Source organism: Vibrio sp. Isolate23, assembly GCF_022398095.1.
Classification (GTDB): domain Bacteria; phylum Pseudomonadota; class Gammaproteobacteria; order Enterobacterales; family Vibrionaceae; genus Vibrio; species Vibrio coralliilyticus_A.
Genome location: NZ_JAKEUV010000005.1, coordinates 248,798 through 274,480, shown reverse-complemented (window position 1 = coordinate 274,480; position 25,683 = coordinate 248,798). Strand labels below are relative to the sequence as shown.

Sequence of the window (25,683 nt, the reverse complement as noted above, 5' to 3'; positions counted from 1 at the left end):
ACAAAATCTTAAATTGAAGAGTTTGATCATGGCTCAGATTGAACGCTGGCGGCAGGCCTAACACATGCAAGTCGAGCGGAAACGAGTTATCTGAACCTTCGGGGAACGATAACGGCGTCGAGCGGCGGACGGGTGAGTAATGCCTGGGAAATTGCCCTGATGTGGGGGATAACCATTGGAAACGATGGCTAATACCGCATAATAGCTTCGGCTCAAAGAGGGGGACCTTCGGGCCTCTCGCGTCAGGATATGCCCAGGTGGGATTAGCTAGTTGGTGAGGTAATGGCTCACCAAGGCGACGATCCCTAGCTGGTCTGAGAGGATGATCAGCCACACTGGAACTGAGACACGGTCCAGACTCCTACGGGAGGCAGCAGTGGGGAATATTGCACAATGGGCGCAAGCCTGATGCAGCCATGCCGCGTGTATGAAGAAGGCCTTCGGGTTGTAAAGTACTTTCAGCAGTGAGGAAGGTGGATGTGTTAATAGCGCATTCATTTGACGTTAGCTGCAGAAGAAGCACCGGCTAACTCCGTGCCAGCAGCCGCGGTAATACGGAGGGTGCGAGCGTTAATCGGAATTACTGGGCGTAAAGCGCATGCAGGTGGTTTGTTAAGTCAGATGTGAAAGCCCGGGGCTCAACCTCGGAATAGCATTTGAAACTGGCAGACTAGAGTACTGTAGAGGGGGGTAGAATTTCAGGTGTAGCGGTGAAATGCGTAGAGATCTGAAGGAATACCGGTGGCGAAGGCGGCCCCCTGGACAGATACTGACACTCAGATGCGAAAGCGTGGGGAGCAAACAGGATTAGATACCCTGGTAGTCCACGCCGTAAACGATGTCTACTTGGAGGTTGTGGCCTTGAGCCGTGGCTTTCGGAGCTAACGCGTTAAGTAGACCGCCTGGGGAGTACGGTCGCAAGATTAAAACTCAAATGAATTGACGGGGGCCCGCACAAGCGGTGGAGCATGTGGTTTAATTCGATGCAACGCGAAGAACCTTACCTACTCTTGACATCCAGAGAAYTTTCCAGAGATGGATTRGTGCCTTCGGGAACTCTGAGACAGGTGCTGCATGGCTGTCGTCAGCTCGTGTTGTGAAATGTTGGGTTAAGTCCCGCAACGAGCGCAACCCTTATCCTTGTTTGCCAGCGAGTCATGTCGGGAACTCCAGGGAGACTGCCGGTGATAAACCGGAGGAAGGTGGGGACGACGTCAAGTCATCATGGCCCTTACGAGTAGGGCTACACACGTGCTACAATGGCGCATACAGAGGGCGGCCAACTTGCGAAAGTGAGCGAATCCCAAAAAGTGCGTCGTAGTCCGGATTGGAGTCTGCAACTCGACTCCATGAAGTCGGAATCGCTAGTAATCGTAGATCAGAATGCTACGGTGAATACGTTCCCGGGCCTTGTACACACCGCCCGTCACACCATGGGAGTGGGCTGCAAAAGAAGTGGGTAGTTTAACCTTCGGGGGGACGCTCACCACTTTGTGGTTCATGACTGGGGTGAAGTCGTAACAAGGTAGCGCTAGGGGAACCTGGCGCTGGATCACCTCCTTATACGATGATTACTCTCACGGCGGTAACAGGGGTTCGACTCCCCTACGGGATACCATCTTTAAGTGCATTTCTTTAAATAGAAAGTTTTAAGTGCTCTTAAAAATGATTTCTTTCTTTAAATAGAAAGCGAATCTAGCTCTTTAACAATTTGGAAAGCTGACGAATAACAACAATCCCCATCTCTATGAGATGCGTTGTTATTCATTTAAAAGTTCTCAAATCCTAAGTCTTTATGACTTAGGTACCAACACACATTCAAGTGTTCTTGGAAACATCCTTGTGATGTTTATATTTGAGTCCGGCAAAATCGAGTCTGCACATGTTTAAATAATTGCAGACAACTTTGGTTGTTTGACGTAAAGACCCTTTGGGGTTGTATGGTTAAGTGACTAAGCGTACACGGTGGATGCCTTGGCAGTCAGAGGCGATGAAGGACGTATTAACTTGCGATAAGCCCAGATTAGACAGAATGGGGAAACCCACCTGCATAAGCAGGTATCATTATCTGAATACATAGGGTAATGAGGCGAACCGGGGGAACTGAAACATCTAAGTACCCCGAGGAAAAGAAATCAACCGAGATTCCGAAAGTAGCGGCGAGCGAAATTGGACTAGCCCTTAAGCCTATAATGCGTCAGGTGAAAGTTCTGGAAAGGTCTGCGATACAGGGTGATAGCCCCGTAACCGACAGCGCATTTTGGGTGAAATCGAGTAGGGCGGGACACGTGATATCCTGTCTGAATATGGGGGGACCATCCTCCAAGGCTAAATACTACTGACTGACCGATAGTGAACCAGTACCGTGAGGGAAAGGCGAAAAGAACCCCTGTGAGGGGAGTGAAATAGAACCTGAAACCGTGTACGTACAAGCAGTAGGAGCACCTTCGTGGTGTGACTGCGTACCTTTTGTATAATGGGTCAGCGACTTATATTCAGTAGCAAGGTTAACCATCTAGGGGAGCCGTAGAGAAATCGAGTCTTAACTGGGCGTCGAGTTGCTGGATATAGACCCGAAACCAGGTGATCTAGCCATGGGCAGGTTGAAGGTTGAGTAACATCAACTGGAGGACCGAACCGACTAATGTTGAAAAATTAGCGGATGACTTGTGGCTAGGGGTGAAAGGCCAATCAAACCTGGAGATAGCTGGTTCTCCCCGAAATCTATTTAGGTAGAGCCTCGGACGAATACTACTGGGGGTAGAGCACTGTTAAGGCTAGGGGGTCATCCCGACTTACCAACCCTTTGCAAACTCCGAATACCAGTAAGTACTATCCGGGAGACACACGGCGGGTGCTAACGTCCGTCGTGGAGAGGGAAACAACCCAGACCGCCAGCTAAGGTCCCAAATTACAGCTAAGTGGGAAACGATGTGGGAAGGCTTAGACAGCTAGGATGTTGGCTTAGAAGCAGCCATCATTTAAAGAAAGCGTAATAGCTCACTAGTCGAGTCGGCCTGCGCGGAAGATGTAACGGGGCTAAGCTGTAAACCGAAGCTGCGGCAATGCAATTTATTGTATTGGGTAGGGGAGCGTTCTGTAAGCCGTTGAAGGTGAGTTGTAAAGCTTGCTGGAGGTATCAGAAGTGCGAATGCTGACATGAGTAACGATAATGGGGGTGAAAAACCTCCACGCCGGAAGACCAAGGGTTCCTGTCCAACGTTAATCGGGGCAGGGTAAGTCGACCCCTAAGGCGAGGCCGAAAGGCGTAGTCGATGGGAAACGGGTTAATATTCCCGTACTTCTTACAATTGCGATGGGGGGACGGAGAAGGCTAGGTGGGCCTGGCGACGGTTGTCCAGGTTCAAGTGCGTAGGCTTGAGAGTTAGGTAAATCCGGCTCTCTCTAAGGCTGAGACACGATGTCGAGCTGCTACGGCAGTGAAGTCATTGATGCCATGCTTCCAGGAAAAGCCTCTAAGCTTCAGATTGTAAGGAATCGTACCCCAAACCGACACAGGTGGTCGGGTAGAGAATACCAAGGCGCTTGAGAGAACTCGGGTGAAGGAACTAGGCAAAATGGTACCGTAACTTCGGGAGAAGGTACGCTCYTGWCGGTGAAGTCCCTTGCGGATGGAGCTAWYGRGAGTCGCAGATACCAGGTGGCTGCAACTGTTTATTAAAAACACAGCACTGTGCAAAATCGTAAGATGACGTATACGGTGTGACGCCTGCCCGGTGCCGGAAGGTTAATTGATGGGGTTAGACGTAAGTCGAAGCTCTTGATCGAAGCCCCGGTAAACGGCGGCCGTAACTATAACGGTCCTAAGGTAGCGAAATTCCTTGTCGGGTAAGTTCCGACCTGCACGAATGGCGTAATGATGGCCACGCTGTCTCCACCCGAGACTCAGTGAAATTGAAATCGCTGTGAAGATGCAGTGTACCCGCGGCTAGACGGAAAGACCCCGTGAACCTTTACTACAGCTTGGCACTGAACATTGACCCTACATGTGTAGGATAGGTGGGAGGCTTTGAAACCGGTACGCCAGTATCGGTGGAGCCGTCCTTGAAATACCACCCTTGTAGTGTTGATGTTCTAACTTAGACCCGTTATCCGGGTTGAGGACAGTGCCTGGTGGGTAGTTTGACTGGGGCGGTCTCCTCCCAAAGAGTAACGGAGGAGCACGAAGGTGGGCTAATCACGGTTGGACATCGTGAGGTTAGTGCAATGGCATAAGCCCGCTTGACTGCGAGAATGACAATTCGAGCAGGTGCGAAAGCAGGTCATAGTGATCCGGTGGTTCTGWATGGAAGGGCCATCGCTCAACGGATAAAAGGTACTCCGGGGATAACAGGCTGATACCGCCCAAGAGTTCATATCGACGGCGGTGTTTGGCACCTCGATGTCGGCTCATCACATCCTGGGGCTGAAGTCGGTCCCAAGGGTATGGCTGTTCGCCATTTAAAGTGGTACGCGAGCTGGGTTTAGAACGTCGTGAGACAGTTCGGTCCCTATCTGCCGTGGGCGTTGGAAGATTGAAGGGGGCTGCTCCTAGTACGAGAGGACCGGAGTGGACGAACCTCTGGTGTTCGGGTTGTCATGCCAATGGCATTGCCCGGTAGCTAAGTTCGGAATCGATAACCGCTGAAAGCATCTAAGCGGGAAGCGAGCCCTGAGATGAGTCTTCCCTGACCCCTTGAGGGTCCTAAAGGGTTGTTCGAGACTAGAACGTTGATAGGCAGGGTGTGTAAGCGTTGTGAGGCGTTGAGCTAACCTGTACTAATTGCCCGTGAGGCTTAACCATACAACACCCAAAGGGTTTTGAWGGACTCAAAGCAAGAACGAATTGAATGTGTAAACAGACAGCTTTCCGAATTAAAGAATTTGCTTGGCGACCATAGCGTTGTGGACCCACCTGACTCCATGCCGAACTCAGAAGTGAAACGCAATAGCGCCGATGGTAGTGTGGGGCTTCCCCATGTGAGAGTAGGACATCGCCAGGCTTTAAATACCTTGTTTGAGATAATAATCTTGAGCAAAATTATGCTGATATAGCTCAGGTGGTAGAGCGCATCCTTGGTAAGGATGAGGTCCCCAGTTCGAGTCTGGGTATCAGCACCAGTAAAGAATTTTACTTGGCAACCATAGCACTTCGGACCCACCTGATTCCATGCCGAACTCAGAAGTGAAACGAAGTAGCGCCGATGGTAGTGTGGGGCCTCCCCATGTGAGAGTAGGACATTGCCAGGTTCTTATTTAGACTCAAGAGTCTGACCAATGCGGAGCGGTAGTTCAGTTGGTTAGAATACCGGCCTGTCACGCCGGGGGTCGCGGGTTCGAGTCCCGTCCGCTCCGCCACTTACTCTAGGCCTCAGCATAAATGCTGGGGTCTTCTTGTATGTACGATATTATTTTTGGTCTATGACTGCCCTATCCCAGACCTCAGAGCAATGCTGAGGTCTTTTCATATGTATCGGTATTTATCCGAAACTTCCCATTGAAACGTTACAAAAATGCCCTCAGGGCTATTTTTTCTCGTTTAAGCTCCAATCGTACGCATAACTGAATTTGCTGTTTAAGTCTGATAGTTCTGGACGATACTTGGCTAGGTGTTGAACTAGTTGTTGCTTATTACCAAAGTCATCAGCAAACCAATCATAGATGGATGACAGCTGTATTTTGCCGTTCTCAATGAGAACGCCTTTATTACTGTTGATGAAGGTCTCTGCAGCGCGCTCAAGCAGCATTTCCGTGTTTTCTGCTGTGAAAGCTTGAGATTGTAAATTGGGGCAACCTAAACTAGCACAGTTAACTGCATAGTGAGTTCTGGGGTCGTTCCAAATAGGCCGTAAGATACGGTGCTCAATGTCGTTGAGCGTTAGTGCTTTACCATTAATCGTAACGACTTCGTCATCCCAAGGCCCAAAACTGAAAAATCCACCCAATTTGGTGATGGATGTGATTGGATAAGCCTCTAAAACCAATTGGATTGTCAGCGCATTATATAAGTTCACCCAGTAGGCGTATTGCTCTGCCTTGTTTAGCTGGAGTGGATTGATACGACTCAGTTGTGTTAGGTATCGATTGAGCTGTTGTTTTCCTTGGGGGTTAACAGAGGAATATCTAAAAAGAGTGTATTCACCTTCGGTGGTGAGGTAGCTATCAAGCAACTGCTGCCAAGGTTGATGATTAACCTTTGTTACACTGGAATCGTTATGACTATTCCAATAAGGCCAAAGTTCTGATTTAGGTGCTGAGAAGGCTTGAAAAGATAATAATGTGAGGAAAAAAGTAAAGAGTAAGCGCATGGTAAGCCCTGTGATAATAGTATTATAGTTTTAGACCGAGCTTACTAAGAATATCTTTCAAAGCTAGATAAATGGCTTTTCTCTGAGCAAAGCCTTCTCCTCATTCAAGCTTTTTCACTTGCCATATCGCAGCTATACAAGCCAAGATAGTCCCTTGATAAGTCTTTTTGGCAGTGAGCTAATAACTTAGTTTGGTAGTGAATTGTGGTGTTGTAGATACTGCTGAGCTTGTGTTGCCCCCATATAACGAGCCAGTGTTTTGAGCGGCACTTGCTTAAGGTCTACTACGATTAATCCATCCAAGGCGTTGTTGAATGAGGGATCAACGTTAAATGAGATTAGCTTGCCGTTTAGGCCGAGATATTGGCGTAATAGAACGGGGACCCCCTTCCCATCATCGATCCTTGCAATGACTCTGGATAAAAGCTGAAGATCCGCAAGAGCGGTCAGCATGCTCGTGTTCCAGCTCGTATGCTGAGTGGGAAGCGGATTGGATGGGGTCACATATTCCGCTTTCTCAGAGTCGTAGTGATGTAAGGTCATGGTTTGCGCAAGTAATTGTCTGGCCTGTTCGCTATAGTCATTACTGATACTCACGGGACCAAATAAGTGTGTATAGCTTGGATTGCGGTGGACAAAAGTTGCAATCCCTTTCCAAAGCAGTAGCAGGGCACCCATGCTTTTTTGGTAGTGTTCATCAATCACAGAGCGGCCCATTTCAATTGAGCTTCCCATAGTATTAAGAAAGTCTTTACCGTAATTAAAGAGAGTCCGAGAGTATAACCCCTCTAAACCTTCATGCTGCATCAGCTCATCAACTAAACCGAGACGATATGCCCCAACTAGCCTTTCGTTGTCCTTATCCCAGATGAAAAGATGTTTGTAGTGTCGATCAAACTCATCAATATCCAGTGCTAGGCCGGTTCCTTCGCCCACTTTGCGAAAATTGATTTCTCTTAGCCGACCGATCTCATGCAGTATTGAGGGGATATAATCGGCATCGGTGCAGTAGACTTCAAACTCACCACTGGTCAGTAGATGATGCTCACGTGGTAGCGCGTTGAGGTCGATTTTTAACTCTCTAACCGGAAGAGCGTCAGATATGGGCAAGGGTTGTGACTCAAGTGCTTTTGCGTCAGTTTTGGTTAGGGTTTTGTTTTGCAGCAAATAAGTATTAAGTCGTAGATAGTTAACGATTTGTTCATCCGTCAGCCCATTAACTTCTTTATATCGAATCGCTGAACCGATTGAAATATTGATGGGCTGCTGAGACTTGTTGAGCAGTTCTCTTCCTAACATTAAGGTTCTCAATAGAGGATGAACTTTACCTGCCATGTAAAATCGTTTCGAATTCTGGCCATCTATAAACACAGGAATGGTATTGGCTTTAGCTTTACGTACTAGGCTACTGACGGAGCGGCTCCATTCCTTATCTTCAATTCGCTGGCTTTTGGGATCGACCAGTTGGGAAACTTCTCCTGCTGGGAAGAGTAACAATAAACCTCCTTTATCTAGGTGGCTGTGTGCTTGACGGAGGGCTTTTAAGTTAGCTTTATGGGCGTTTTGTCCCTCAAAGACATCAACACCAATGAATAGCTGGTCAAGCTCTGGAACAGTTTTTAAATATTGGTTGGCCAGAATCTGAACATCGGATCTCACATGTAGCAGTAATTCTGCCAATATAACACCTTCTACGCAGCCGAGAGGGTGATTGGCGACAACGACAGTGGCGCCACTCTCAGGGATATGAGTCAAGGAGCCTTTAATCACACGATAATCAATGCCGAGGATGTCGAGCGTGAAACGAAGAAATTCTCTGCAGTCACATTTAGCTGGCTTCTGAGAGTAGTATTGATCAAGCTTGCTCAATCCGGTAACCCATTCAGCAAGATTTTCTCCTAAGCCAAAAGGTGTTTTCCGCGGGAGACGAAAAGGGCTCAAAACTTCCATACAATCCTCGGTGCTACGATGTTCAAATCAAGGCTAGGTTAATTTGATTGCAGTTTGAGGTCACTGTGATGAGAGATTTATGACCAAGCGGTGTCAGTTTGGTGACTGACAGGTAAATGGCAGTAGCCTTGGGTTTAGAGATGAAACTGTAAAGTCTTGCGGCAAACAAAGGGATAACTGATCGCAATTTATAAGGAGCAGGTATCTGAACTGGGAATTTACTGCTAGATTAAAAGGGTAGGGGAAGACTTATTACTAACAAAGCAATAGCATAGACTTGTCGCTAGGTGGTAATAGCAGAGTCAATAGACCTTCGATTTGCTGAACTGGAATCAACGGGAACCAAAGGTTCCCGTTGCTATATGTAAAGATTATTTGGATCGATGTACTGACATATGTGCCAATGTGACCAATGCCTCTTTATATTGGGACTCTGGCAGCACTCTCAATTCTGCAATAGCCTTGTCCGCTTCTTGATAGGCTTTCTGTCGGGTATATTCCAATGAACCAGTGTGCTCCATGGCTTCCATAATCGCTTCAAGCTTCTCCATACCATTAGATTTTTCTATTGCTTCGCGAATCATGCTTGCTTGTTCTGGTGAACCGTGTTTCATCGCATAAAGGAGTGGTAGGGTAGGTTTTCCTTCAGCTAAGTCATCACCAACATTCTTGCCCATTTCATCACCATCAGATGTGTAGTCCATTACATCGTCGATGAGTTGGAAAGCTGTGCCTAGATATTTGCCGTAATTCTGTAAAGCCAGCTCGACCTCTGCTGAGGAGTTGGTGAGGATTGCACCGATTTGTGTGGCGGCCTCAAACAGTCGAGCTGTTTTTGAATAGATGACCTGCATATAGCTTTCTTCGGTCGTTTCAGGATCGTTGCAATTCATGAGTTGCTGCACTTCACCTTCAGCAATTACGTTCACCGCATCGCTCATTAGCTTGAGGATCTTCATTGATCCTAGCTCAGTCATCATCTGAAAAGATCGTGTGTAAATAAAATCACCGACCAAAACGCTGGCGGCATTGCCGAAAGCGGCATTGGCAGTTGCCTTCCCACGACGCATATCTGACTCATCAACCACATCATCATGCAGCAAAGTGGCGGTATGAATAAACTCAATAAACGCAGCGGCTGTAGTATGAGCTTGCCCTTGATAACCAAGAGCACGAGCTGATAATACAGCAAGCAGAGGACGTATACGTTTACCACCACCACTAATGATGTAAAAACCTAATTGGTTGATCAAAGATACGTCAGAGTTGAGTTGAGCGTGAATCGTTTCATTCACTTTTGCCATGTCATCGGCAGTTAGCGCTTGGATAGCTTTAAAATCCATTGTAAATCCGGCTGAAGTTAGAACTTGTAAGGTCTTCTTATCTGACTTAATTACTGAATAATACACTAAAAAACGTTGATAAATACATGGCTAAAGGGCATGATTGCGGCACTTTTATCTGGCGATTAGCTTTTCGCCAATTTTTTCAAAATATGGCTTGTCATAGGGACATCTCTTCTGTAGAATCTGCGCCCTATTGATGATTAGTTTAGCGCACACCCACAATGCTCAATAAACAAGCATAAGGCTGTGCGGAAAAAGCGGAGTAAGATATGTACGCTGTTTTCCAATCTGGTGGTAAACAACACCGTGTAAGCGAAGGTCAAACTCTTCGTTTAGAGAAATTAGACGTAGAAACTGGTGCAACGGTTGAATTTGATAAAGTTCTTCTTGTTGCTAACGGCGAAGACGTTAAAGTTGGCGCTCCTCTTGTTGAGGGCGGCAAAGTAGTTGCTGAAGTTGTACAACACGGCCGTGGCGATAAAGTTAAAATCGTTAAGTTCCGTCGTCGTAAGCACTCTCGTAAGCAACAGGGTCACCGTCAGTGGTTCACTGAAGTGAAGATCACTGGTATCAACGCTTAATTATTAGGAGAGTTTAACAATGGCACACAAAAAAGCTGGTGGTTCTACTCGTAACGGCCGCGATTCAGAAAGCAAACGTCTTGGTGTTAAGCGTTTCGGCGGTGAATCTGTTCTTGCAGGTAACATCATCGTTCGTCAACGTGGCACTAAGTTCCACGCTGGTACTAACGTAGGTATCGGTAAAGACCACACTCTATTCGCTCTTACTGAAGGTAAAGTGAAATTTGAAGTGAAAGGTCCTAAGAATCGTAAATTCGTAAGCATCGAAGCTGAGTAATTCTCACTGAGATCTAGAATTTAGGCTTCTAGCTGAATTCAAAAGCCCTGCCGATTCGGCGGGGTTTTTTATTTGTAGTATGTTGGAATAGATACTAAGGCACTTTGTAAAAAGTCCCTCATTATATGTTCCTAAGTGGCAGAACGATCTGAGATTGTTGGGTGATCGATCTGATATTGGGATCTGCTAGAATTTATATCATTCACTGTCATTTGGGCTGTGAGATGATATTTGCAACGCAGCTACGTGATGTAGTAATTGGGCGGAGTAAGAGATGAAATTCGTTGATGAAGCGGTAGTTAAAGTTCAAGCCGGCGATGGCGGTAACGGTGTAGTGAGTTTCTGGCGTGAGAAATTCGTTGCGAAAGGTGGCCCGGATGGTGGTGACGGTGGCGATGGTGGTGACGTCTATATCCAAGCCGATGAAAACCTTAATACTTTGATCGACTACCGTTTTCAGCGCTTCTATGAAGCAGAGCGCGGTGAAAATGGCCGTGGTGGTAACTGTACGGGGAAGCGAGGAAAAGATAAGGTGTTGCGCGTACCTGTCGGTACTCGTGCAGTTGATATCCACACAAATGAAATTGTTGCTGAAGTTGCTGAGCATGGCAAAAAAGTCATGGTAGCGAAAGGTGGGTGGCACGGTTTAGGTAACACTCGCTTTAAATCTTCAGTAAACCGAGCACCACGTCAAAAGACGTTAGGTACTAAAGGTGAAATCCGAGAAATCCGTTTAGAGCTGTTGCTACTTGCTGATGTCGGTATGCTTGGATTGCCAAATGCGGGTAAGTCGACCTTTATTCGCTCGGTTTCTGCAGCTAAGCCAAAAGTGGCGGATTACCCATTTACAACGCTTATCCCGAGTTTAGGGGTTGTGAGTGTGGTTCCTGAGAAGAGCTTTGTTGTCGCGGATATTCCCGGATTGATCGAAGGGGCTGCGGACGGTGCAGGCCTTGGCATTCGTTTCTTGAAACATTTAGAACGTTGTCGCGTACTGCTGCATATGATCGATATTATGCCGATTGATCAAAGTGATCCGATTCAGAACGCACTGACGATCATTGATGAGTTAGAGCAATATAGCGAAAAGCTTGCTGATAAGCCACGTTGGTTGATCTTCAACAAGGTTGATTTAATGCCCGAAGAAGAAGCTGACGAAGTGATCCAAAATATTCTCGATGCACTGGGTTGGGAAGAGGATTACTACAAGATCTCAGCGGTGAATAAGCAAGGAACCAAAGAGCTTTGTTACAAGTTGGCTGACTTTATGGAGAATCTACCTCGTGAAGAAGAAGAGATCTCAGAAGAAGAGAAAGTTGACTTCATGTGGGATGATTATCATAAAGACGCAATATCAGGTAAAGACGTCATTACTGAAGATGATGACGACTGGGATGACTGGGACGATGAAGAGGACGACGGACATGTAGTTTACGTCCGTGACTAGTCATTAAGTCAAATGAAAGCCGTAATGTTTCACGCATTACGGCTTTTTTATATTTAAATCAAATCAAACTCAGTTTATTTTGGTCACAATATCGGCTTTATCAAGGAGTAGGAGACATTAATGGCTTCAAAACAACGCAGCGTTTCTCGTCTGATTGCACAGGCTGGTCAGATGCTGCTGGCTCATGGTGCTGAGAGTACATTAGTTGGAGATATAACAAGACGTATCGGTATTGCCAGTGGAATGGATGAAGTCGAAGTATCTCTTTCCGCCAGCTCGTTGGTTGTTACTACGGTATATCAGGAGCACTGTATTACCACGGCACGCCGGAGCCCTGATCGTGGCATTAACATGCGTGTGATTACTCAGGTTCAGCGAATTTGCATTATGTTGGAGCGAGGAATTATCGATCACGTGCTAGCTCAGCGTAAATTAGAGCAGATCAGTCCCGAGCGGTATAACCGTTGGCTAGTGGTAGTAATGATAGGTTTGTCTTGTGCTGCATTTAGTCGCTTAGCTGGTGGTGACTGGATGGTCTTTGCAATGACCTTTATTGCCTCTTCAGTAGGCATGGTCGTGAGGCAGGAAATTGGCCATCGTCATTTTAATCCTCTCATCAATTTTGCAGCTACCGCTTTTGTGACCACAGTGATTTCTGCGCAGGCTGTGATTTACGAACTTGGCAACTCGCCATTTATTGTTATGGCGTCTTCAGTTCTTATGCTGGTGCCGGGTTTCCCATTGATTAATTCTGTGGCTGATATGCTGAAAGGCTATGTCAATATGGGGATTGCGAGATTTGTCATGGCGAGCTTACTGACCTTAGCAACCAGCCTTGGCATTGTGGCGGCAATGAGTTTAGTGGGGGTTTGGGGATGGGTACTATGACGTTATTTGAGCTCCTGTTTGGTCTGCTTGACGATATGTTGTTTGCTGCGATTCCTGCTGTGGGTTTTGCACTCGTATTCAATGTTCCTAAAAAAGCGCTGACCTACTGCGCTATAGGTGGCGCAGTAGGGCATGGAAGTCGCTATCTGATGATGCATTTCGGTATTCCTATTGAGTGGGCAACATTCTTTGCTGCAATGATTGTAAGTATGATAGGTATTCACTGGTCACACCGTTTTCTTGCTCACCCTAAAGTATTCACAGTTGCAGCGCTAATTCCTATGGTGCCGGGGGTGTTTGCGTTTAAAGCGATGATTGCGTTAGTTGAACTTAATCACCGGGGTTACAGTCATGAGTTGGTCGCCATGTTGATGGAAAATTTCCTTAAAGCAATGTTTATAATTGCAGGATTAGCGGTTGGCTTAGCGATGCCGGGATTGTTATTCTATCGCCGAAAGCCGATAGTATGAGACGTTTAAAGGAGTACCATTAATGATCATTAGCATGATCGCCGCTATGGCAAAAGACCGAGTTATTGGTAAAGACAACCAAATGCCGTGGCATTTGCCAGCTGATTTTGCCTGGTTTAAGCGTTGTACTATGGGGAAGCCTGTCATCATGGGCCGAAAGACATATGAATCGATTGGTCGTCCATTGCCGGGACGTCAAAATATTGTGATTAGTCGTGATGAAGGTCTCGTCATAGAAGGTGTCACAACAGTATCTTCTATTGGGCAAGCGATAAAGGCCGCAGGCCAGGTTGAAGAGGTCATGATCATTGGTGGGGGGTTAATTTATCAAACCTGTTTGCCCCAAGCTGATAAGCTTTACGTAACTTATATCAATGCTGAAATTGAAGGCGATACGCAGTTTCCTCAGTGGGGGGAAGAGTTTGAAGAAAGCTATTCTGAAATTTACGAAGCAGATGAGAAAAACGCATACGGCATGCGTTTTGTGGTGTTAGAACGAAAAGGTTAACGACTTTTTTCTAAGTCACCAGCTAGGGCAGGTGAATGAGAGGCGTTTCAGTGACTCGTTGCTCCTCTCTAGCGCTGTAGTGATTTTTGGGTAAAAAACGTCTTATCTTCCCATCTTAGTAAAGTTAAATAACCTCCCCAGACGCAACCTGTATCTAGGCCGATAACCTCTTTGCCATCATAGCCTTCCAGTGCAGCCCAATGACCGAACAAGATAGTTTTGTCTATTGTTATTCGGCTTGTCAGTTTGAACCACGGTGTCAGAGTACCATCATTAACTTCTTTTGGCGGGCGTTTACAAGCCATATCGAGTCTGCCGTCTGAAAAGCAGAAACGCATGCGCGTGAAGGCGTTAATAGTATAGCGATAGCGCTCAAGGCCTGTTAAATTTTCGCTCCACCGGTCTGGCTGGTCGTCATACATGTTCTTGATCAGCCAAGGCCAGTCTTCACCTTGTAGGATGGTTTCTACTTCACGCGCATTCTTTCGTGCGTTATCGAGTGACCATTGTGGTGAAATTCCCGCGTGGCATAAAGCGAACTCTTCATGCTCAGCAAGAAGAGGCTGTTGTCGAAGCCAGTCAAGCAGCTCTTGTTTGTCATCTGCATCAAAGATGGGAGCTGTTTTATCTTTGTGTTTGACCTTGTGTATCCCTAACGACACAGCAAGTAAATGTAGATCATGATTACCCAAAACCACTTTAGCTGACTGTCCAAGTGATTTAATAAAGCGAAGGGTTTCCAGTGACTTAGGACCACGCGCAACCAAGTCTCCAGCGATCCAAAGTGTATCTACTTTTGGGTCAAAACTGACTTTTTTGAGGATTAGCTTCAGTTCATCGAAGCAACCTTGAATATCACCAACAATATAATTGGACACAAAAATTCCTGAATAACTTCTAGTTGAGGATGTTAGGTAGAGCGAGCCTGAAAGGCTCAATTTCAGTGACAAACTCTTGGCCTTTCTCATCCAGTAAAATGTATTGACCTTGCATGACACCAACGGGGGTTTCTAACGCTGTACCACTGCTATAGGTGTATTCATCACTTCCGGGAATAAAAGGTTGTTGACCCACCACGCCATCTCCTTCAACCGTCATTTGTTTGCCATTAGCATCAGTGATTAACCACCGCCGACTGATGAGCTGGACAGTTTGGTTGCTCAGGTTTTTAATGGTAATAACGTAGGCGAAGACATAACGCTTTGAATCAGGTTGGGACTGTTCTGAAATGTATTTGGTATGAACTTGGACTTTAATACAAGGGTTGGCTTCCATGTAGACTCCTGCGTACAAGTCAAAAAATTAGAGTTGTAGACCAATAGGTTACAACTCTAATTATATGAAGATTATTTGTGGTTTGCGTCTAACCAGTTAGCTAAGTCAACAAATTGCTCTAGAGTAAGGTTTTCAGGACGCATACCAGGATTGATCCCCAGTTGCTCTAGAATTTCAGCGTTGACCAGAGATTTATAACAGTTACGAACGGTTTTACGTCTTTGGTTAAAACCTTCGCGACACACGCGATCCAACCAGTTAAGACTTGTTGCTGGATAAGGTAGCGTCTCGTAAGGAATAAGGCGAACAACAGCGGAATCGACTTTTGGCGGTGGAACAAATGCGGTTGGAGGGACTTCTAGTACTGGAACCACTTTACAGTAGTACTGCGCCATTACCGTTAAACGACCGTAGGCTTTCGTCCCTGGTCCGGCTGCTAGACGATTGACTACTTCTTTTTGCAGCATAAAGTGCATATCTTGAATATCTCTATGATATTCAAACAGGTGGAACATCAACGGTGTCGAGATGTTGTAAGGCAGGTTACCAAAAATGCGTAACTTATTGTTAGGCTTAACCAGCTGCGTGAAGTCAAAGCGCATTGCATCGCCTTCATGAATGGTTAGCTTCTCGGCAAGATCTGGATGAGTTCTTAAACGTTCGGCTAGATCTCGGTCAAGTTCAATCACGGTGAACTTATCGACTTCTTTACCGACCGGCTCAGTAATTGCACCTAAACCAGGACCGATTTCCACCAAGTTTTGACCTGGCTTAGGATTAATCGCAGAGACAATCCCATCGATAATGTATGGATCGTTTAAGAAGTTTTGACCAAAGCGTTTACGTGCTTTGTGCCCCAAATGGACATCGTTTCTCATAGTATTCTCAAGTTAACTGGTTTTCTTATCGACAAGCTCAATGGCATGAGCAAGTGCCGTTGTAAAACTTCCTGTATCTGCATCACCTGTTCCTGCAAGGTCTAATGCAGTGCCGTGATCCACGGATGTCCTGATAAATGGAAGGCCCAGAGTAATGTTCACTGAACGCCCAAAACCTTTGTATTTTAGCACGGGTAAGACCTGATCGTGGTACATGCCTAGCACGGCATCGGCTTCGTTGAGGTATTTCTCATTAAAGATAGTGTCTGCAGGAAGTGGCCCGACAAGGTCAATCCCTACTTCTTGACGAAGTTTTTCCAATGTTGGCGTAATGGTTTCGATCTCTTCACGCCCCAAGCAGCCATCTTCACCTGCGTGTGGATTTAAACCACAGACATATATTTTAGGTGATGGAATAGCAAACTTCTCGACTAAGTCTTGATGGAGTATACGAACTATTCTCTGTAACCTGTCTTCGGTTACCGCTTTAGAGACATAGGCTAATGGAATATGAGTTGTTACTAAAGCGACTCTAAGCCCTTCAGTGGCTAACATCATTACAACCAGTGGCGTATTGGATTTATCAGCGAAGAACTCAGTGTGTCCGCTGAAGGCGACGCCAGCTCGGTTTATCACTCCCTTATGTACAGGGCCAGTGACAATAGCATCAAATTCACCAGTCATACAGCCCAATGCGGCTCTTTCTAGTGTTTTTAGTACATAGTGACCATTTAGCTCATTCAATTGCCCTGCTGTGGCTGGTACATCCATTGCTATATGATCAACGACTAAAGAACCAGCATGTTGTGGCGCTGGTTGAGCGGAAGGCTCATAATCAATCAGTTCAACGTCAATATTGAGTTGCTTGGCTCTTTGCTCAAGTAAGGCTTTATCGGCACTGACCACTATCTGATGTGGCCAGCTTTGCGTCGAAAGTGCTAAGACTAAATCGGGACCAATACCGGCAGGTTCACCTGCCGTTACGACAATACGTTTAATTGTCATTTTGATCTTCCTTGACGATTTCGACGAATGCGCTCGCGCGAATTTCTTGCAGCCACGCACTGGCCTCTTCGTTAAACTTACGGTTAAAGATAATGCGGTAAGCTTTGTTCTTCAGTGCAGAGTCAGTACGGTCAACCTCACGGCGATCCATCACTTCAACAATGTGCCAGCCGTGCACGGTTTTGAATGGTTCACTGATTTGGCCCACGGGTAGTGTGTCGACCTGATGTTTGAATTCAGGCACGTAAAGATCAGAGGTTTGGTAACCAAGCTCACCTTGCTGGGCGGCTGAACCAGGGTCTTGGCTGTACTGCTGAGCCATTTCCGCAAAGGTAGCCTTGCCTGACTGAATTCGTTGAGTAATGTCGAGAAGCTCTTTCTGAACGCCTTCATCGCTAAGGATCACGGTTGGTTTAATCAAAATATGACGAGCGTTCACTTCGGTGACTGCAACCGTCTCAAGTCCCTTTACGTCTTCAATTTTTAGGATATGAAAGCCAACACCGCTGCGAAATGGACCGATAATACTACCTTTATTCTGCAAATTGATTTGATCGGCAAAGATGGTTGGCATTTCTTCTTTACGCATCCACCCCCAATCACCACCTTGTAAAGCCTTAGGACCTTTTGAATAGGTGTAAGCCATGGTACTGAAATCAGAGCCTTGGTTGAGCTTATTAACGATCTGATTAGCTTTTTCTTCGATAGCGGCTTTGTCATCACCATCGTTTACACGTAATTGGATGTGGCCAATTTTATATTGTACTGTCGCGTTGGTCTCTTTAGCCAAAATATTGGCGAGGTTATCTACTTCAGCGGGCAAAATATTAATACGACGACGGACGAGTGCATTACGGGCTTCATTTGCTGCAATCTCTTTACGAACTTGCTCACGGAACTGGGTATAGCTTAAACCTTCTTGCGTCATAGAGGTGTTGAGTTGCTCCAGTGTCTGGTTGTTATTTTTGGCAATTTCATTGATCGCTTCGTTGAGACGATTATCGTCTATACGCACACCAATTCTTTCTGCTTCTTGCTGTTGGATAGTATCAACGATGAGTTTTTCTGTGACCTGTTCGCGCAATGTTGCTTCATCTGGTAGCGACTGATCATTCTTCTTAGCGTTGGCTCGAATGGTCTTGAGTGAAGTTTCAATATCACTCTGTAATACCACTCCGCTATTGACAATAACCGCGACTTTGTCCAGCTCGACAGGTTCGGCTTGCACAAAAGAAAACTGGCTGGCTGCAATCAATCCAAGTAAGGTTTGCTTCCAAAATTTCATCAAATGTCCTGTTAAAAAATGAACCTGTGTTGTTAGACCACAGGCTGTTAAATTAGTTGTTTAAGAAGAATGGTCGGCCGTAACCCAACGAACTATTCGCGCTATCAGCGCCCGAGACACCAGAATCAGAGCCAATAGCGGTACCAAATCCAATAATACCAAAGTTAAAACTGAAGTTGTTTTCATAAGTTGGTGTCGAGTCAGGGTAGCTTGAGAAATTCGGGCTCCAACTGCGAAGCTGGTTGCTGTAGTTAAAACCAATATACCAACAATCTGAGGTGTAGCTTAGCCCAGCTAGCCATTCCAGTTCTTCATCAGTGGTTAAGTCGTAAAAATATTGAGCATTGGCTCGCCATTTTTGTGAAATTTGGTAGCCTGCTATGACACCTGCCTGAGAAATGCCATCTTCCGTTATCGATTCTAGATCGCCAATACTGTCACCAAGCGTACTTTCTATGTAGCTACGCGTCACGTAGCGATAGTTACCTTGAATAAAACCATCGGAGAAGCGATATTCCAGAGTGCTATTGCCAAGCTGAACTTCACTGGTATCAATGTCATACTGAATACCGCCATGGTAGAAGAGATAGTCATCATAGTTGAAGTCCATTTCGACTGCCCATGCGGAGTAATCTGATTTGTTATCTTGATTAGCGATATTGGAATTCTTCGTATCTTTATCAAGATAGAATATTTGTCCGAATGAGATATTTAGGCGCTCTTTGTACTGGTCGTCAAAGAATCGCGTAGAGGCACCATAGCTAAACTGATTGGCAGCGGCAATGCGGTCAACACCACTGTATTTGCGGCTGCGAAATAAACCATAATAATCGGTTTGTAGTAAGGTGCTATCGTAAAGGTAGATTTCACTTTGATCTTTTTCCGGCACATACAGGTATTGCACTTGGGGTTCAAGCGTCTGAGTGTAGTTATCAAAGATAACCGTATCTCTTTCCAATACTACGCCCGCGTGAGTACGAAATTCTGGAATGACGCGTGAGGTCGACTCTTTGAGGTTGTAGCCATCGTCACTAAAGTCAGAAAGGTCAAGTCCGCCCAAATCTTGTTGGTAGTAAGTCCCTAAGACACGGGCCTCGGTCGTCCAAGTCCCCCATGTGGTGCCGATTGGCATGGTGATACCTGGCTCGACATGTACTCGTGTTGCTGAAGGCTTGCTAGGATCGTCAGTATCAAACTGGGATACATGGCTGAGTACATCAAAATCAAGATAACGCATCAACTCGGGCGCATAGTAGTTAAACTCAAGTTGAGGTAGAAGACGGTAGGGGGTATTGCTACTGGTCGTAAGGACTTGGAAGTCTCGCGTAAGAATAGAGGCATCCCAGTTAGAAGAACGATAAGTGGCTTGTGCTTCTTGAATTAGCTGCCCATCTTCTCGGTTACCTATTCCTGAGTCTAAATCGGTAAAGTATCGGATATCACTGACTTTGGAGTAGTCGATTTCGAATTTCCAACTTTCCTGAAAAATACCGTTGTGTTGCCATTGAAAGCCCCAGCGATCCCCTTGTTCAGGGTACTTTTTATCATCTGGTAAGTACTCAGATTTAAGAGTGCTGTAGCCTAGATCCGAAAGATAGCGGAACTCACTGTTTAGCTGAGTCCCCCGTTCCTGCATATGCTTGATAGTCGTTTCTAAATCATAGTTTGGTGCCAAGTTCCAGTAAATTGGCACCTCCATTTCAAAGCCATCGCTGGAGCCATAGGAGACTGTTGGGTATAAGAAACCTGTCTTACGTGTATCACCAATAGGTACGGTGAGAAAAGGGAGATAAAATACTGGCACGTTCATTATCTCGAAACGCGGGTTGTAGAAGGTCGCTTCTTCTTCATTTTGATCAATGTCGATGCTCGACGCTTTCATTCGCCAAGATTTGTCGCCTTCAGGGCAGGAAGTGATTGAGCCATCCTCGATTTCGTAAACGGCTTTACCTGTTTTTGAAACATAGACGGCTTCTCCGCGGCCCGGCTCACATAAGAATTTATAGTTTGTATTTTCCAGTGTCACTTCATCAGTGTTCAACTTGTTAACGGCTTTATCTGAGATTGTTTTCAGCTCACCGTCACTGAATGTCACATTACCCTCAGCCACAACAATATTGTCTTGTTGATGTAAAGTTACATTGTCCGCTTTCATGCGTTTTTTGCCTTGTACAACCGTCACGTTGCCACTATAGGTGGCTTTGTCTCCGTTGATCGCTTCTAGGCTGTCTGCTTCAACGTTAATTGGCAGTTGATTTGCGTTTTCAGGCTCCTCTTCATTGACCAGACATTGATCAATAAGGTCTAATGTTTGGCATTCGCCAATGAACGGCATTTCTTGTGAAGTGTCTAGAGGGACATCTTCAGCTTGGGCCTGAGGCATAAGAAATGCGGCACTAATTGAAGTGGCTAACAAGGTGCGAGAAAAACGTGGCATCGAGTTTTACTATCCTGTTGAACTTGATATATCCGGTGAATAGATGACCGAATGTAAAATAAAACGGCCCTTATAATAAAGGAATTTGTCGCTTACGGCACTATCAGACCGCTTTACTAAGAAAAAATTCAGAGATTGAGAACACATAATGCATATTTTTGGCAAGATACTTGGCACTTTTTTTGGTTTCTTGATGGGAGGGCCGTTTGGCGCCATATTTGGTCTGTTCTTAGGCCATCAGTTCGATAAAGCTCGCAGGTTACGTCAAGCTGGTTTTAATTCCGGTTTCGGCGGTGGCCCCAGTCAGGCTGAACGGCAAGAGGAGTTCTTTAAAGCGGCTTTTGCGGTGATGGGGCATGTAGCCAAAGCGAAAGGGCAAGTTACTCGTGAAGAGATTCAGTTGGCGACAACTATGATGGATCGTATGAGTTTGCATGGGGAGTTGCGCCGCGCCGCGCAGAATGCATTTCGTGAGGGGAAGGAGGCGGATTTTCCGCTCGAAACCGTTCTAGAAAGAGTGCGTATTTCCGCTGGTGGCCGATTTGACCTGATGCAGTTCTTTTTAGAGTTACAGATCTCAGCTGCTTTTGCGGATGGAGATATTCATCCGAGTGAACGTAGTGTCTTGCATAAAGTGGCAAAAGGCTTGGGCTTTTCCTCAGAACAGTTAGAGCAACGCTTACGTATGCAGGAGGCTGCATTCCGTTTTCAGCAAGGAGGCTTTAGTGGGCAATCTGGAGGTGCTCACTCCCATCAATCGAGTGGTTGGCAACAAGCCTCGACTGCGGATCAATTAAGTGATGCATATAAGTTGTTGGGTGTCGACAGTAGTGCCGATACAAAAACGGTTAAACGTGCTTACCGTAAACTGATGAATGAGCACCATCCTGACAAGCTAATGGCAAAAGGCTTACCACCAGAAATGATGAATGTAGCCAAAGAGAAAGCTCAAGAAATCCAGAATGCTTATGACTTAATAAAAAAGGCCAAAGGTTTTTAATATTAGATACAATCGAAAGTAAAAAGCCTGATGAGTTTCCTCTTCAGGCTTTTTTGTATTTGGTGGCCCCTCGCAGACTTGAACTGCGGACCAATCGATTATGAGTCGACTGCTCTAACCACTGAGCTAAGGGGCCGTTAGGAGGAGAATTATAGGGTAAGCCGGTAGGGCTGTCTAGATACTTGATAGGGTAAATGCGCTTAGATTTTATCCACTTAAATCATTTGGATACAAAAAAGACGAGCAGGTGCTCGTCTTTTAATCAATTTGCTTGGTTACTCATCCAAGAAGCTGCGCAGAGTTTCTGAGCGGCTAGGGTGACGAAGCTTACGTAGTGCTTTCGCTTCAATCTGACGGATACGCTCACGAGTTACATCAAACTGCTTACCAACCTCTTCTAAGGTGTGGTCAGTATTCATATCGATACCGAAACGCATACGCAGAACTTTCGCTTCACGAGGTGTTAAGCCTGCCAGTACATCCTTCGTTGCCACTTTTAGGCTTGTAGAAGTGGCTGAATCGAGAGGTAGCTCAAGCGTGGTATCTTCAATGAAATCGCCTAGATGCGAATCTTCATCGTCACCGATTGGTGTTTCCATTGAGATTGGCTCTTTGGCAATCTTCAGAACTTTACGGATTTTGTCTTCCGGCATTTGCATGCGTTCAGCCAACTCTTCCGGTAGTGGTTCACGGCCCATCTCTTGCAGCATTTGGCGAGAGATTCGGTTTAGTTTGTTGATCGTCTCGATCATGTGAACCGGGATACGGATAGTGCGTGCCTGGTCGGCAATCGAACGAGTGATCGCCTGACGGATCCACCAGGTTGCGTAAGTCGAAAACTTGTAACCACGACGATATTCGAACTTATCAACTGCTTTCATCAGACCGATGTTACCTTCTTGAATCAGATCCAAGAATTGAAGACCGCGGTTGGTGTATTTCTTCGCGATAGAAATAACCAGACGTAAGTTCGCCTCGACCATTTCTTTCTTCGCACGGCGGGCTTTCGCTTCACCGATTGACATGCGGCGACTGATGTCTTTGATGTTCTGAACCGTAAGCGATGTTTCTTCTTCAATCACTTTTAGCTTCATGATTGAGCGACGAATATCATCCTCGCTACGACGGATCTTTTCCGCATACGGTTTATCTGAAGAGAGAATCTCATCTAGCCAAGCTTCGCTAGATTCATTGCCTGTGAAGAGGGTAATGAACGATTTCTTTGGCATTTTGCCATACTCAACAGACGCTTTCATGATCAGACGTTCTTGAGTACGTACACGCTCCATTGAGGTGCGCAGCTCTTCAACTAGGTAGTCAAACTGTTTAGGCGTTAGACGGAATTCTTTGAAGACGTCGATAACCATCTCATGGGCAAGTGTCGCTTTCGGGCTCTCGTTGCCATACTCGTTACAAGCAAGCTGGTAATTCTGGAAAGTGTTACGTAAAGCCGTGAACTTCTCTAGAGCAAGCTCAGGATCGATACCTGTATCTTCCTCTTCTTCATCGTCTTCAGACTCTTCCGCGTCTTCTTCTTCAGCATCTTCATCTTCAAGATCTGACTCTGCAAGCTCAGAACCGATATGCGTAGCCGTTGGTGCTGCCGTTTCATCTGCGTCTGGATCCACGAAGCCCGTGATAAGGTCGGTTAGGCGAAGTTCTTCTGCCTGAACCTTATCAAACTGCTCAAGAATATAAGGGATGGTTCCTGGATACTCAGCAACAGCATTTTGAACTTGGTTGATACCATCTTCAATACGCTTTGCAATATCGATCTCACCTTCGCGAGTCAGCAGTTCTACGGTGCCCATCTCGCGCATGTACATACGCACTGGGTCAGTGGTGCGGCCGATTTCATTCTCTACGCTTGATAGCGCAGCAGCAGCAGCTTCAGCTGCGTCTTCATCGGTGATTGTATCGTCATCATTCAGCGCAAGATCATCAGCATCCGGAGCAGTTTCCACTACTCGAATGCCCATGTCGTTGATCATCTGAATGATATCTTCGACCTGCTCGGAATCTACGATTTCTGCTGGCAGGTGGTCGTTTACTTCTGCGTAGGTCAGATAGCCTTGTTCCTTGCCTTTAATGACAAGTTGTTTTAGCTGTGACTGCGGATTTTGATCCATAGACGGTATCCAACTTAGTATCTGGTGAAGGAATTAGTATGCGAGTGCAAACCACACATATTAACAAATTAATTTGTTGCTGACTATTCGAACAGGGTTACGCTTTTAAATCTAGCATCAATGCTAGCAGCTCCCTTCTCTCTTCGGTTGATAAACCGACACTTCTTTCTTTGGCCTGCAGATCTTCAATTTGTTTTTCGACACACTGAGCCAATATTTTGTCCAGTGAGTCTAAAAAAATATCTTGTTCATTGTCTTCATCGAGCGGAATTTCCCACCCAGCTAAACGAGACAGTAGAGCATCATGGCTCGTATTTCGCCAGTGTTCAGTCAACTGGCCTGTGCTTACATTGGGGTGCTGATGACAATATTCAAGCACCTCAACGAATAAACTTAATCCAGGTACCGCTAAGCCTTTCACACTCGAGAGATCTGGTACCATTTGAGCATAGCTCGGATTTTGAATAAGCAAAGCGATAACCTCTCGCATTGGAGTCCGTTTGATCTCCTTATGTGGCTGAGGTCTGGTTTCACTTGCCCTTTTACGAGGTTGGCGTAATCGGTTGTCAAACCCAGTGCGTTCATCCAGAAGTTTTTCCAGTAATTCCTGAAAATAAGGATCTGGGATTTTATTGATCAGATTGCTGGCGTGTGCACGTAGTGCCGATTTACCTTCATTACTACCTAGGTTGAGTTGATGAATCTCGATTAAATTTTCAAATAAATAGCGTGAAAGCGGAATGGCTTGATGCATTTGCTGCTCAAAGGCATCTTTGCCGTATTTTCGGATATAGCTATCTGGGTCTTCACCATCTGGTAGAAACAAAAACTTCAGAGTGTTACCTGTTTTCAGGTATTGCAGCGCATTCTCTAGCGCACGCCAAGCCGCCTCTTTACCTGCGCGATCGCCATCGTAGCAACACACAACGGTATTGGTTTGCCTAAACAGCAGTTGAATATGATCACCGGTCGTAGACGTACCAAGTGAGGCTACCGAATAATCGACACCATATTGCGCCAGCGCGACCACATCCATATAGCCTTCAACGACAAGAATCTGAGGAGGCTCGCGGTATGCTTGGGTCACTTCATAGAGCCCGTAGAGCTCTTTCCCTTTGTGGAAAATAGGCGTTTCAGGAGAGTTAAGGTATTTTGGTGTGCCATCGCTAATGACTCGCCCACCAAAGCCAATCACCCGGCCTCGTCGGTCGCGGATTGGAAACATCACCCGGCCGCGAAAGCGGTCATAGCGGTTGCCTTTATCGTTCTCAATCAGCATGCCACCTGATACAAGCATATCTTGAGCTTGTTTCTGCTGACCAAAGTTTTTCCGTACCAGATCCCATTCATCAGCGACATATCCGATGCCAAACTTCTGAACGATTTCACCAGATAAACCACGCTCTTTGAGGTAGTCAATCGCGACCTTGCTGGTAGACAGTTTGAGCTGGTCTCTATAGAACTGCGCAATCCCAGTCATTAAATCATAGAGATTACGTTTTTGCTCGGTATTTGCTTGAGGCTGATTGGAAGGAAAACGGCCACCCTGACGTTGTTCTCTTGGAACATCAATCCCAAGGTAAGAGGCGAGCTCTTCAATGGCTTCAGGGAATTCAAGGCGCTCGTATTCCATCATAAAGTCGATGGCATTACCGTGTGCTCCACAGCCAAAACAGTGATAGAACTGCTTTTCTTGGCTAACACTAAATGAAGGTGTTTTCTCGTTGTGGAAAGGGCAGCATGCGCTGTAGTTTTTGCCTTTTTTCTTAAGTTTTACCCGAGCGTCAATGATATCGACGATATCCAGTCGAGCCAGTAGGTCATCAATAAAACTGCGGGGAATGTGTCCTGCCATAAAACCTAACAAAGAAAGAAAAGACTAATCTAGATACAAACAAG

General features: G+C 45.9%; 18 protein-coding genes, 3 tRNA genes and 4 rRNA genes. 13 read left to right on the top strand and 12 right to left on the bottom strand.

Going from position 1 to position 25,683, the window contains the following annotated elements; all coding sequences use genetic code 11:
• The first annotated feature begins 10 nt into the window (after positions 1-10).
• From L1D31_RS14845 to L1D31_RS14820, 6 genes are all read left to right on the top strand, one after another.
• Positions 11-1,563: ribosomal RNA gene (locus L1D31_RS14845) — 16S ribosomal RNA — on the top strand.
• 379 nt (positions 1,564-1,942) lie between these two features.
• Positions 1,943-4,804: ribosomal RNA gene (locus L1D31_RS14840) — 23S ribosomal RNA — on the top strand.
• An 83-nt stretch (positions 4,805-4,887) separates the two neighbouring features.
• Positions 4,888-5,003 (top strand): 5S ribosomal RNA (gene rrf, locus L1D31_RS14835).
• 42 nt (positions 5,004-5,045) lie between these two features.
• A tRNA-Thr gene (locus L1D31_RS14830) sits at positions 5,046-5,121 on the top strand.
• A 13-nt stretch (positions 5,122-5,134) separates the two neighbouring features.
• A 5S ribosomal RNA gene (gene rrf, locus L1D31_RS14825) occupies positions 5,135-5,250 on the top strand.
• The 16S, 23S and 5S rRNA genes sit together here with 2 tRNA genes alongside, the layout of an rRNA operon.
• A gap of 31 nt (positions 5,251-5,281) precedes the next feature.
• Positions 5,282-5,358 (top strand) — tRNA-Asp (locus tag L1D31_RS14820).
• Between the two features lie 167 nt (positions 5,359-5,525).
• Here L1D31_RS14820 and L1D31_RS14815 read toward each other — a convergent pair.
• From L1D31_RS14815 to ispB, 3 genes are all read right to left on the bottom strand, one after another.
• The gene (locus L1D31_RS14815) at positions 5,526-6,308 is read right to left on the bottom strand and encodes a DUF547 domain-containing protein (RefSeq protein WP_239837854.1); all 783 of its coding nucleotides are present in this window, start codon (positions 6,306-6,308) and stop codon (positions 5,526-5,528) included.
• 186 nt (positions 6,309-6,494) lie between these two features.
• On the bottom strand, positions 6,495-8,258 hold the full coding sequence (locus L1D31_RS14810) for a GNAT family N-acyltransferase (protein WP_239837853.1): 1,764 nt from the start codon (positions 8,256-8,258) through the stop codon (positions 6,495-6,497).
• A 371-nt stretch (positions 8,259-8,629) separates the two neighbouring features.
• Complete coding sequence (gene ispB, locus L1D31_RS14805; protein ID WP_239837852.1) at positions 8,630-9,601, bottom strand: octaprenyl diphosphate synthase; 972 nt, start codon at positions 9,599-9,601, stop codon at positions 8,630-8,632.
• 272 nt (positions 9,602-9,873) lie between these two features.
• Here ispB and rplU point away from each other — a divergent pair, with 272 nt between their 5' ends.
• The 6 genes from rplU (at position 9,874) to folA (ending at position 13,775) form a co-directional block, all read left to right on the top strand.
• Positions 9,874-10,185 (top strand): 50S ribosomal protein L21, encoded by a 312-nt coding sequence (gene rplU / locus L1D31_RS14800; protein ID WP_008072988.1) that lies wholly within the window; start codon positions 9,874-9,876, stop codon positions 10,183-10,185.
• 19 nt (positions 10,186-10,204) lie between these two features.
• Positions 10,205-10,462, top strand: coding sequence for a 50S ribosomal protein L27 (gene rpmA, locus L1D31_RS14795; RefSeq protein ID WP_004409945.1), 258 nt, complete (start codon positions 10,205-10,207; stop codon positions 10,460-10,462).
• A 274-nt stretch (positions 10,463-10,736) separates the two neighbouring features.
• Entirely contained in the window at positions 10,737-11,909 is a 1,173-nt protein-coding gene (gene cgtA / locus L1D31_RS14790; protein WP_239837851.1) for an Obg family GTPase CgtA, read from the top strand.
• Between the two features lie 120 nt (positions 11,910-12,029).
• The gene (locus tag L1D31_RS14785) at positions 12,030-12,797 is read left to right on the top strand and encodes a threonine/serine exporter ThrE family protein (protein ID WP_239837850.1); all 768 of its coding nucleotides are present in this window, start codon (positions 12,030-12,032) and stop codon (positions 12,795-12,797) included.
• The gene (locus L1D31_RS14780; protein ID WP_239837849.1) at positions 12,794-13,267 is read left to right on the top strand and encodes a threonine/serine exporter family protein; all 474 of its coding nucleotides are present in this window, start codon (positions 12,794-12,796) and stop codon (positions 13,265-13,267) included. The genes L1D31_RS14785 and L1D31_RS14780 overlap by 4 nt, the downstream gene beginning before the upstream one ends.
• 22 nt (positions 13,268-13,289) lie before the next feature.
• On the top strand, positions 13,290-13,775 hold the full coding sequence (gene folA / locus L1D31_RS14775; protein WP_239837848.1) for a type 3 dihydrofolate reductase: 486 nt from the start codon (positions 13,290-13,292) through the stop codon (positions 13,773-13,775).
• A gap of 68 nt (positions 13,776-13,843) precedes the next feature.
• Here folA and apaH read toward each other — a convergent pair whose 3' ends face one another.
• The 6 genes from apaH to lptD form a co-directional block, all read right to left on the bottom strand.
• Entirely contained in the window at positions 13,844-14,653 is an 810-nt protein-coding gene (apaH, locus tag L1D31_RS14770) for a bis(5'-nucleosyl)-tetraphosphatase (symmetrical) ApaH (RefSeq protein ID WP_239837847.1), read from the bottom strand.
• A gap of 19 nt (positions 14,654-14,672) precedes the next feature.
• A complete protein-coding gene (gene apaG, locus L1D31_RS14765) occupies positions 14,673-15,050 on the bottom strand; it encodes a Co2+/Mg2+ efflux protein ApaG (protein ID WP_239837846.1) in 378 nt (125 codons plus the stop codon).
• A gap of 71 nt (positions 15,051-15,121) precedes the next feature.
• Positions 15,122-15,928 carry a 16S rRNA (adenine(1518)-N(6)/adenine(1519)-N(6))-dimethyltransferase RsmA gene (gene rsmA / locus L1D31_RS14760; RefSeq protein WP_239837845.1) on the bottom strand — a complete coding sequence of 269 codons (807 nt, stop codon included), beginning with the start codon at positions 15,926-15,928 and terminating at the stop codon, positions 15,122-15,124.
• Between the two features lie 12 nt (positions 15,929-15,940).
• Positions 15,941-16,933 carry a 4-hydroxythreonine-4-phosphate dehydrogenase PdxA gene (gene pdxA, locus L1D31_RS14755; protein WP_239837844.1) on the bottom strand — a complete coding sequence of 331 codons (993 nt, stop codon included), beginning with the start codon at positions 16,931-16,933 and terminating at the stop codon, positions 15,941-15,943.
• On the bottom strand, positions 16,923-18,218 hold the full coding sequence (surA, locus tag L1D31_RS14750; protein WP_239837843.1) for a peptidylprolyl isomerase SurA: 1,296 nt from the start codon (positions 18,216-18,218) through the stop codon (positions 16,923-16,925). Before surA ends, pdxA begins: the two co-directional genes overlap by 11 nt.
• A 52-nt stretch (positions 18,219-18,270) precedes the next feature.
• Positions 18,271-20,655, bottom strand: coding sequence for an LPS assembly protein LptD (gene lptD, locus L1D31_RS14745; protein WP_239837841.1), 2,385 nt, complete (start codon positions 20,653-20,655; stop codon positions 18,271-18,273).
• Positions 20,656-20,803: 148 nt separating this feature from the next.
• Between lptD and djlA the strand changes: the two genes are divergently transcribed.
• The gene (gene djlA / locus L1D31_RS14740) at positions 20,804-21,655 is read left to right on the top strand and encodes a co-chaperone DjlA (protein WP_239837840.1); all 852 of its coding nucleotides are present in this window, start codon (positions 20,804-20,806) and stop codon (positions 21,653-21,655) included.
• Between the two features lie 60 nt (positions 21,656-21,715).
• On the opposite strand, the gene L1D31_RS14735 is transcribed toward djlA, so the two are convergent.
• The 3 genes from L1D31_RS14735 to dnaG all read right to left on the bottom strand — a co-directional run bounded on the left by L1D31_RS14735 (position 21,716) and on the right by dnaG (position 25,639).
• Positions 21,716-21,791 (bottom strand) — tRNA-Ile (locus tag L1D31_RS14735).
• Positions 21,792-21,930: 139 nt separating this feature from the next.
• The gene (gene rpoD, locus L1D31_RS14730; protein ID WP_006958179.1) at positions 21,931-23,784 is read right to left on the bottom strand and encodes an RNA polymerase sigma factor RpoD; all 1,854 of its coding nucleotides are present in this window, start codon (positions 23,782-23,784) and stop codon (positions 21,931-21,933) included.
• Between the two features lie 97 nt (positions 23,785-23,881).
• Positions 23,882-25,639: a DNA primase gene (gene dnaG / locus L1D31_RS14725; protein WP_239837839.1), complete on the bottom strand. Its 1,758-nt coding sequence runs from the start codon at positions 25,637-25,639 to the stop codon at positions 23,882-23,884.
• Positions 25,640-25,683: the final 44 nt, after the last annotated feature.

Bases quoted from the DNA above. Each gene is read 5' to 3' on its own strand.
- L1D31_RS14815 (WP_239837854.1), bottom strand. From the start codon at position 6,308: ATGCGCTTACTCTTTACTTTTTTCCTCACATTATTATCTTTTCAAGCC.
- L1D31_RS14810 (WP_239837853.1), bottom strand. From the start codon at position 8,258: ATGGAAGTTTTGAGCCCTTTTCGTCTCCCGCGGAAAACACCTTTTGGC.
- ispB (WP_239837852.1), bottom strand. From the start codon at position 9,601: ATGGATTTTAAAGCTATCCAAGCGCTAACTGCCGATGACATGGCAAAA.
- rplU (WP_008072988.1), top strand. From the start codon at position 9,874: ATGTACGCTGTTTTCCAATCTGGTGGTAAACAACACCGTGTAAGCGAA.
- rpmA (WP_004409945.1), top strand. From the start codon at position 10,205: ATGGCACACAAAAAAGCTGGTGGTTCTACTCGTAACGGCCGCGATTCA.
- cgtA (WP_239837851.1), top strand. From the start codon at position 10,737: ATGAAATTCGTTGATGAAGCGGTAGTTAAAGTTCAAGCCGGCGATGGC.
- L1D31_RS14785 (WP_239837850.1), top strand. From the start codon at position 12,030: ATGGCTTCAAAACAACGCAGCGTTTCTCGTCTGATTGCACAGGCTGGT.
- L1D31_RS14780 (WP_239837849.1), top strand. From the start codon at position 12,794: ATGACGTTATTTGAGCTCCTGTTTGGTCTGCTTGACGATATGTTGTTT.
- folA (WP_239837848.1), top strand. From the start codon at position 13,290: ATGATCATTAGCATGATCGCCGCTATGGCAAAAGACCGAGTTATTGGT.
- apaG (WP_239837846.1), bottom strand. From the start codon at position 15,050: ATGGAAGCCAACCCTTGTATTAAAGTCCAAGTTCATACCAAATACATT.
- rsmA (WP_239837845.1), bottom strand. From the start codon at position 15,928: ATGAGAAACGATGTCCATTTGGGGCACAAAGCACGTAAACGCTTTGGT.
- pdxA (WP_239837844.1), bottom strand. From the start codon at position 16,933: ATGACAATTAAACGTATTGTCGTAACGGCAGGTGAACCTGCCGGTATT.
- surA (WP_239837843.1), bottom strand. From the start codon at position 18,218: ATGAAATTTTGGAAGCAAACCTTACTTGGATTGATTGCAGCCAGCCAG.
- lptD (WP_239837841.1), bottom strand. From the start codon at position 20,655: ATGCCACGTTTTTCTCGCACCTTGTTAGCCACTTCAATTAGTGCCGCA.
- djlA (WP_239837840.1), top strand. From the start codon at position 20,804: ATGCATATTTTTGGCAAGATACTTGGCACTTTTTTTGGTTTCTTGATG.
- rpoD (WP_006958179.1), bottom strand. From the start codon at position 23,784: ATGGATCAAAATCCGCAGTCACAGCTAAAACAACTTGTCATTAAAGGC.
- dnaG (WP_239837839.1), bottom strand. From the start codon at position 25,639: ATGGCAGGACACATTCCCCGCAGTTTTATTGATGACCTACTGGCTCGA.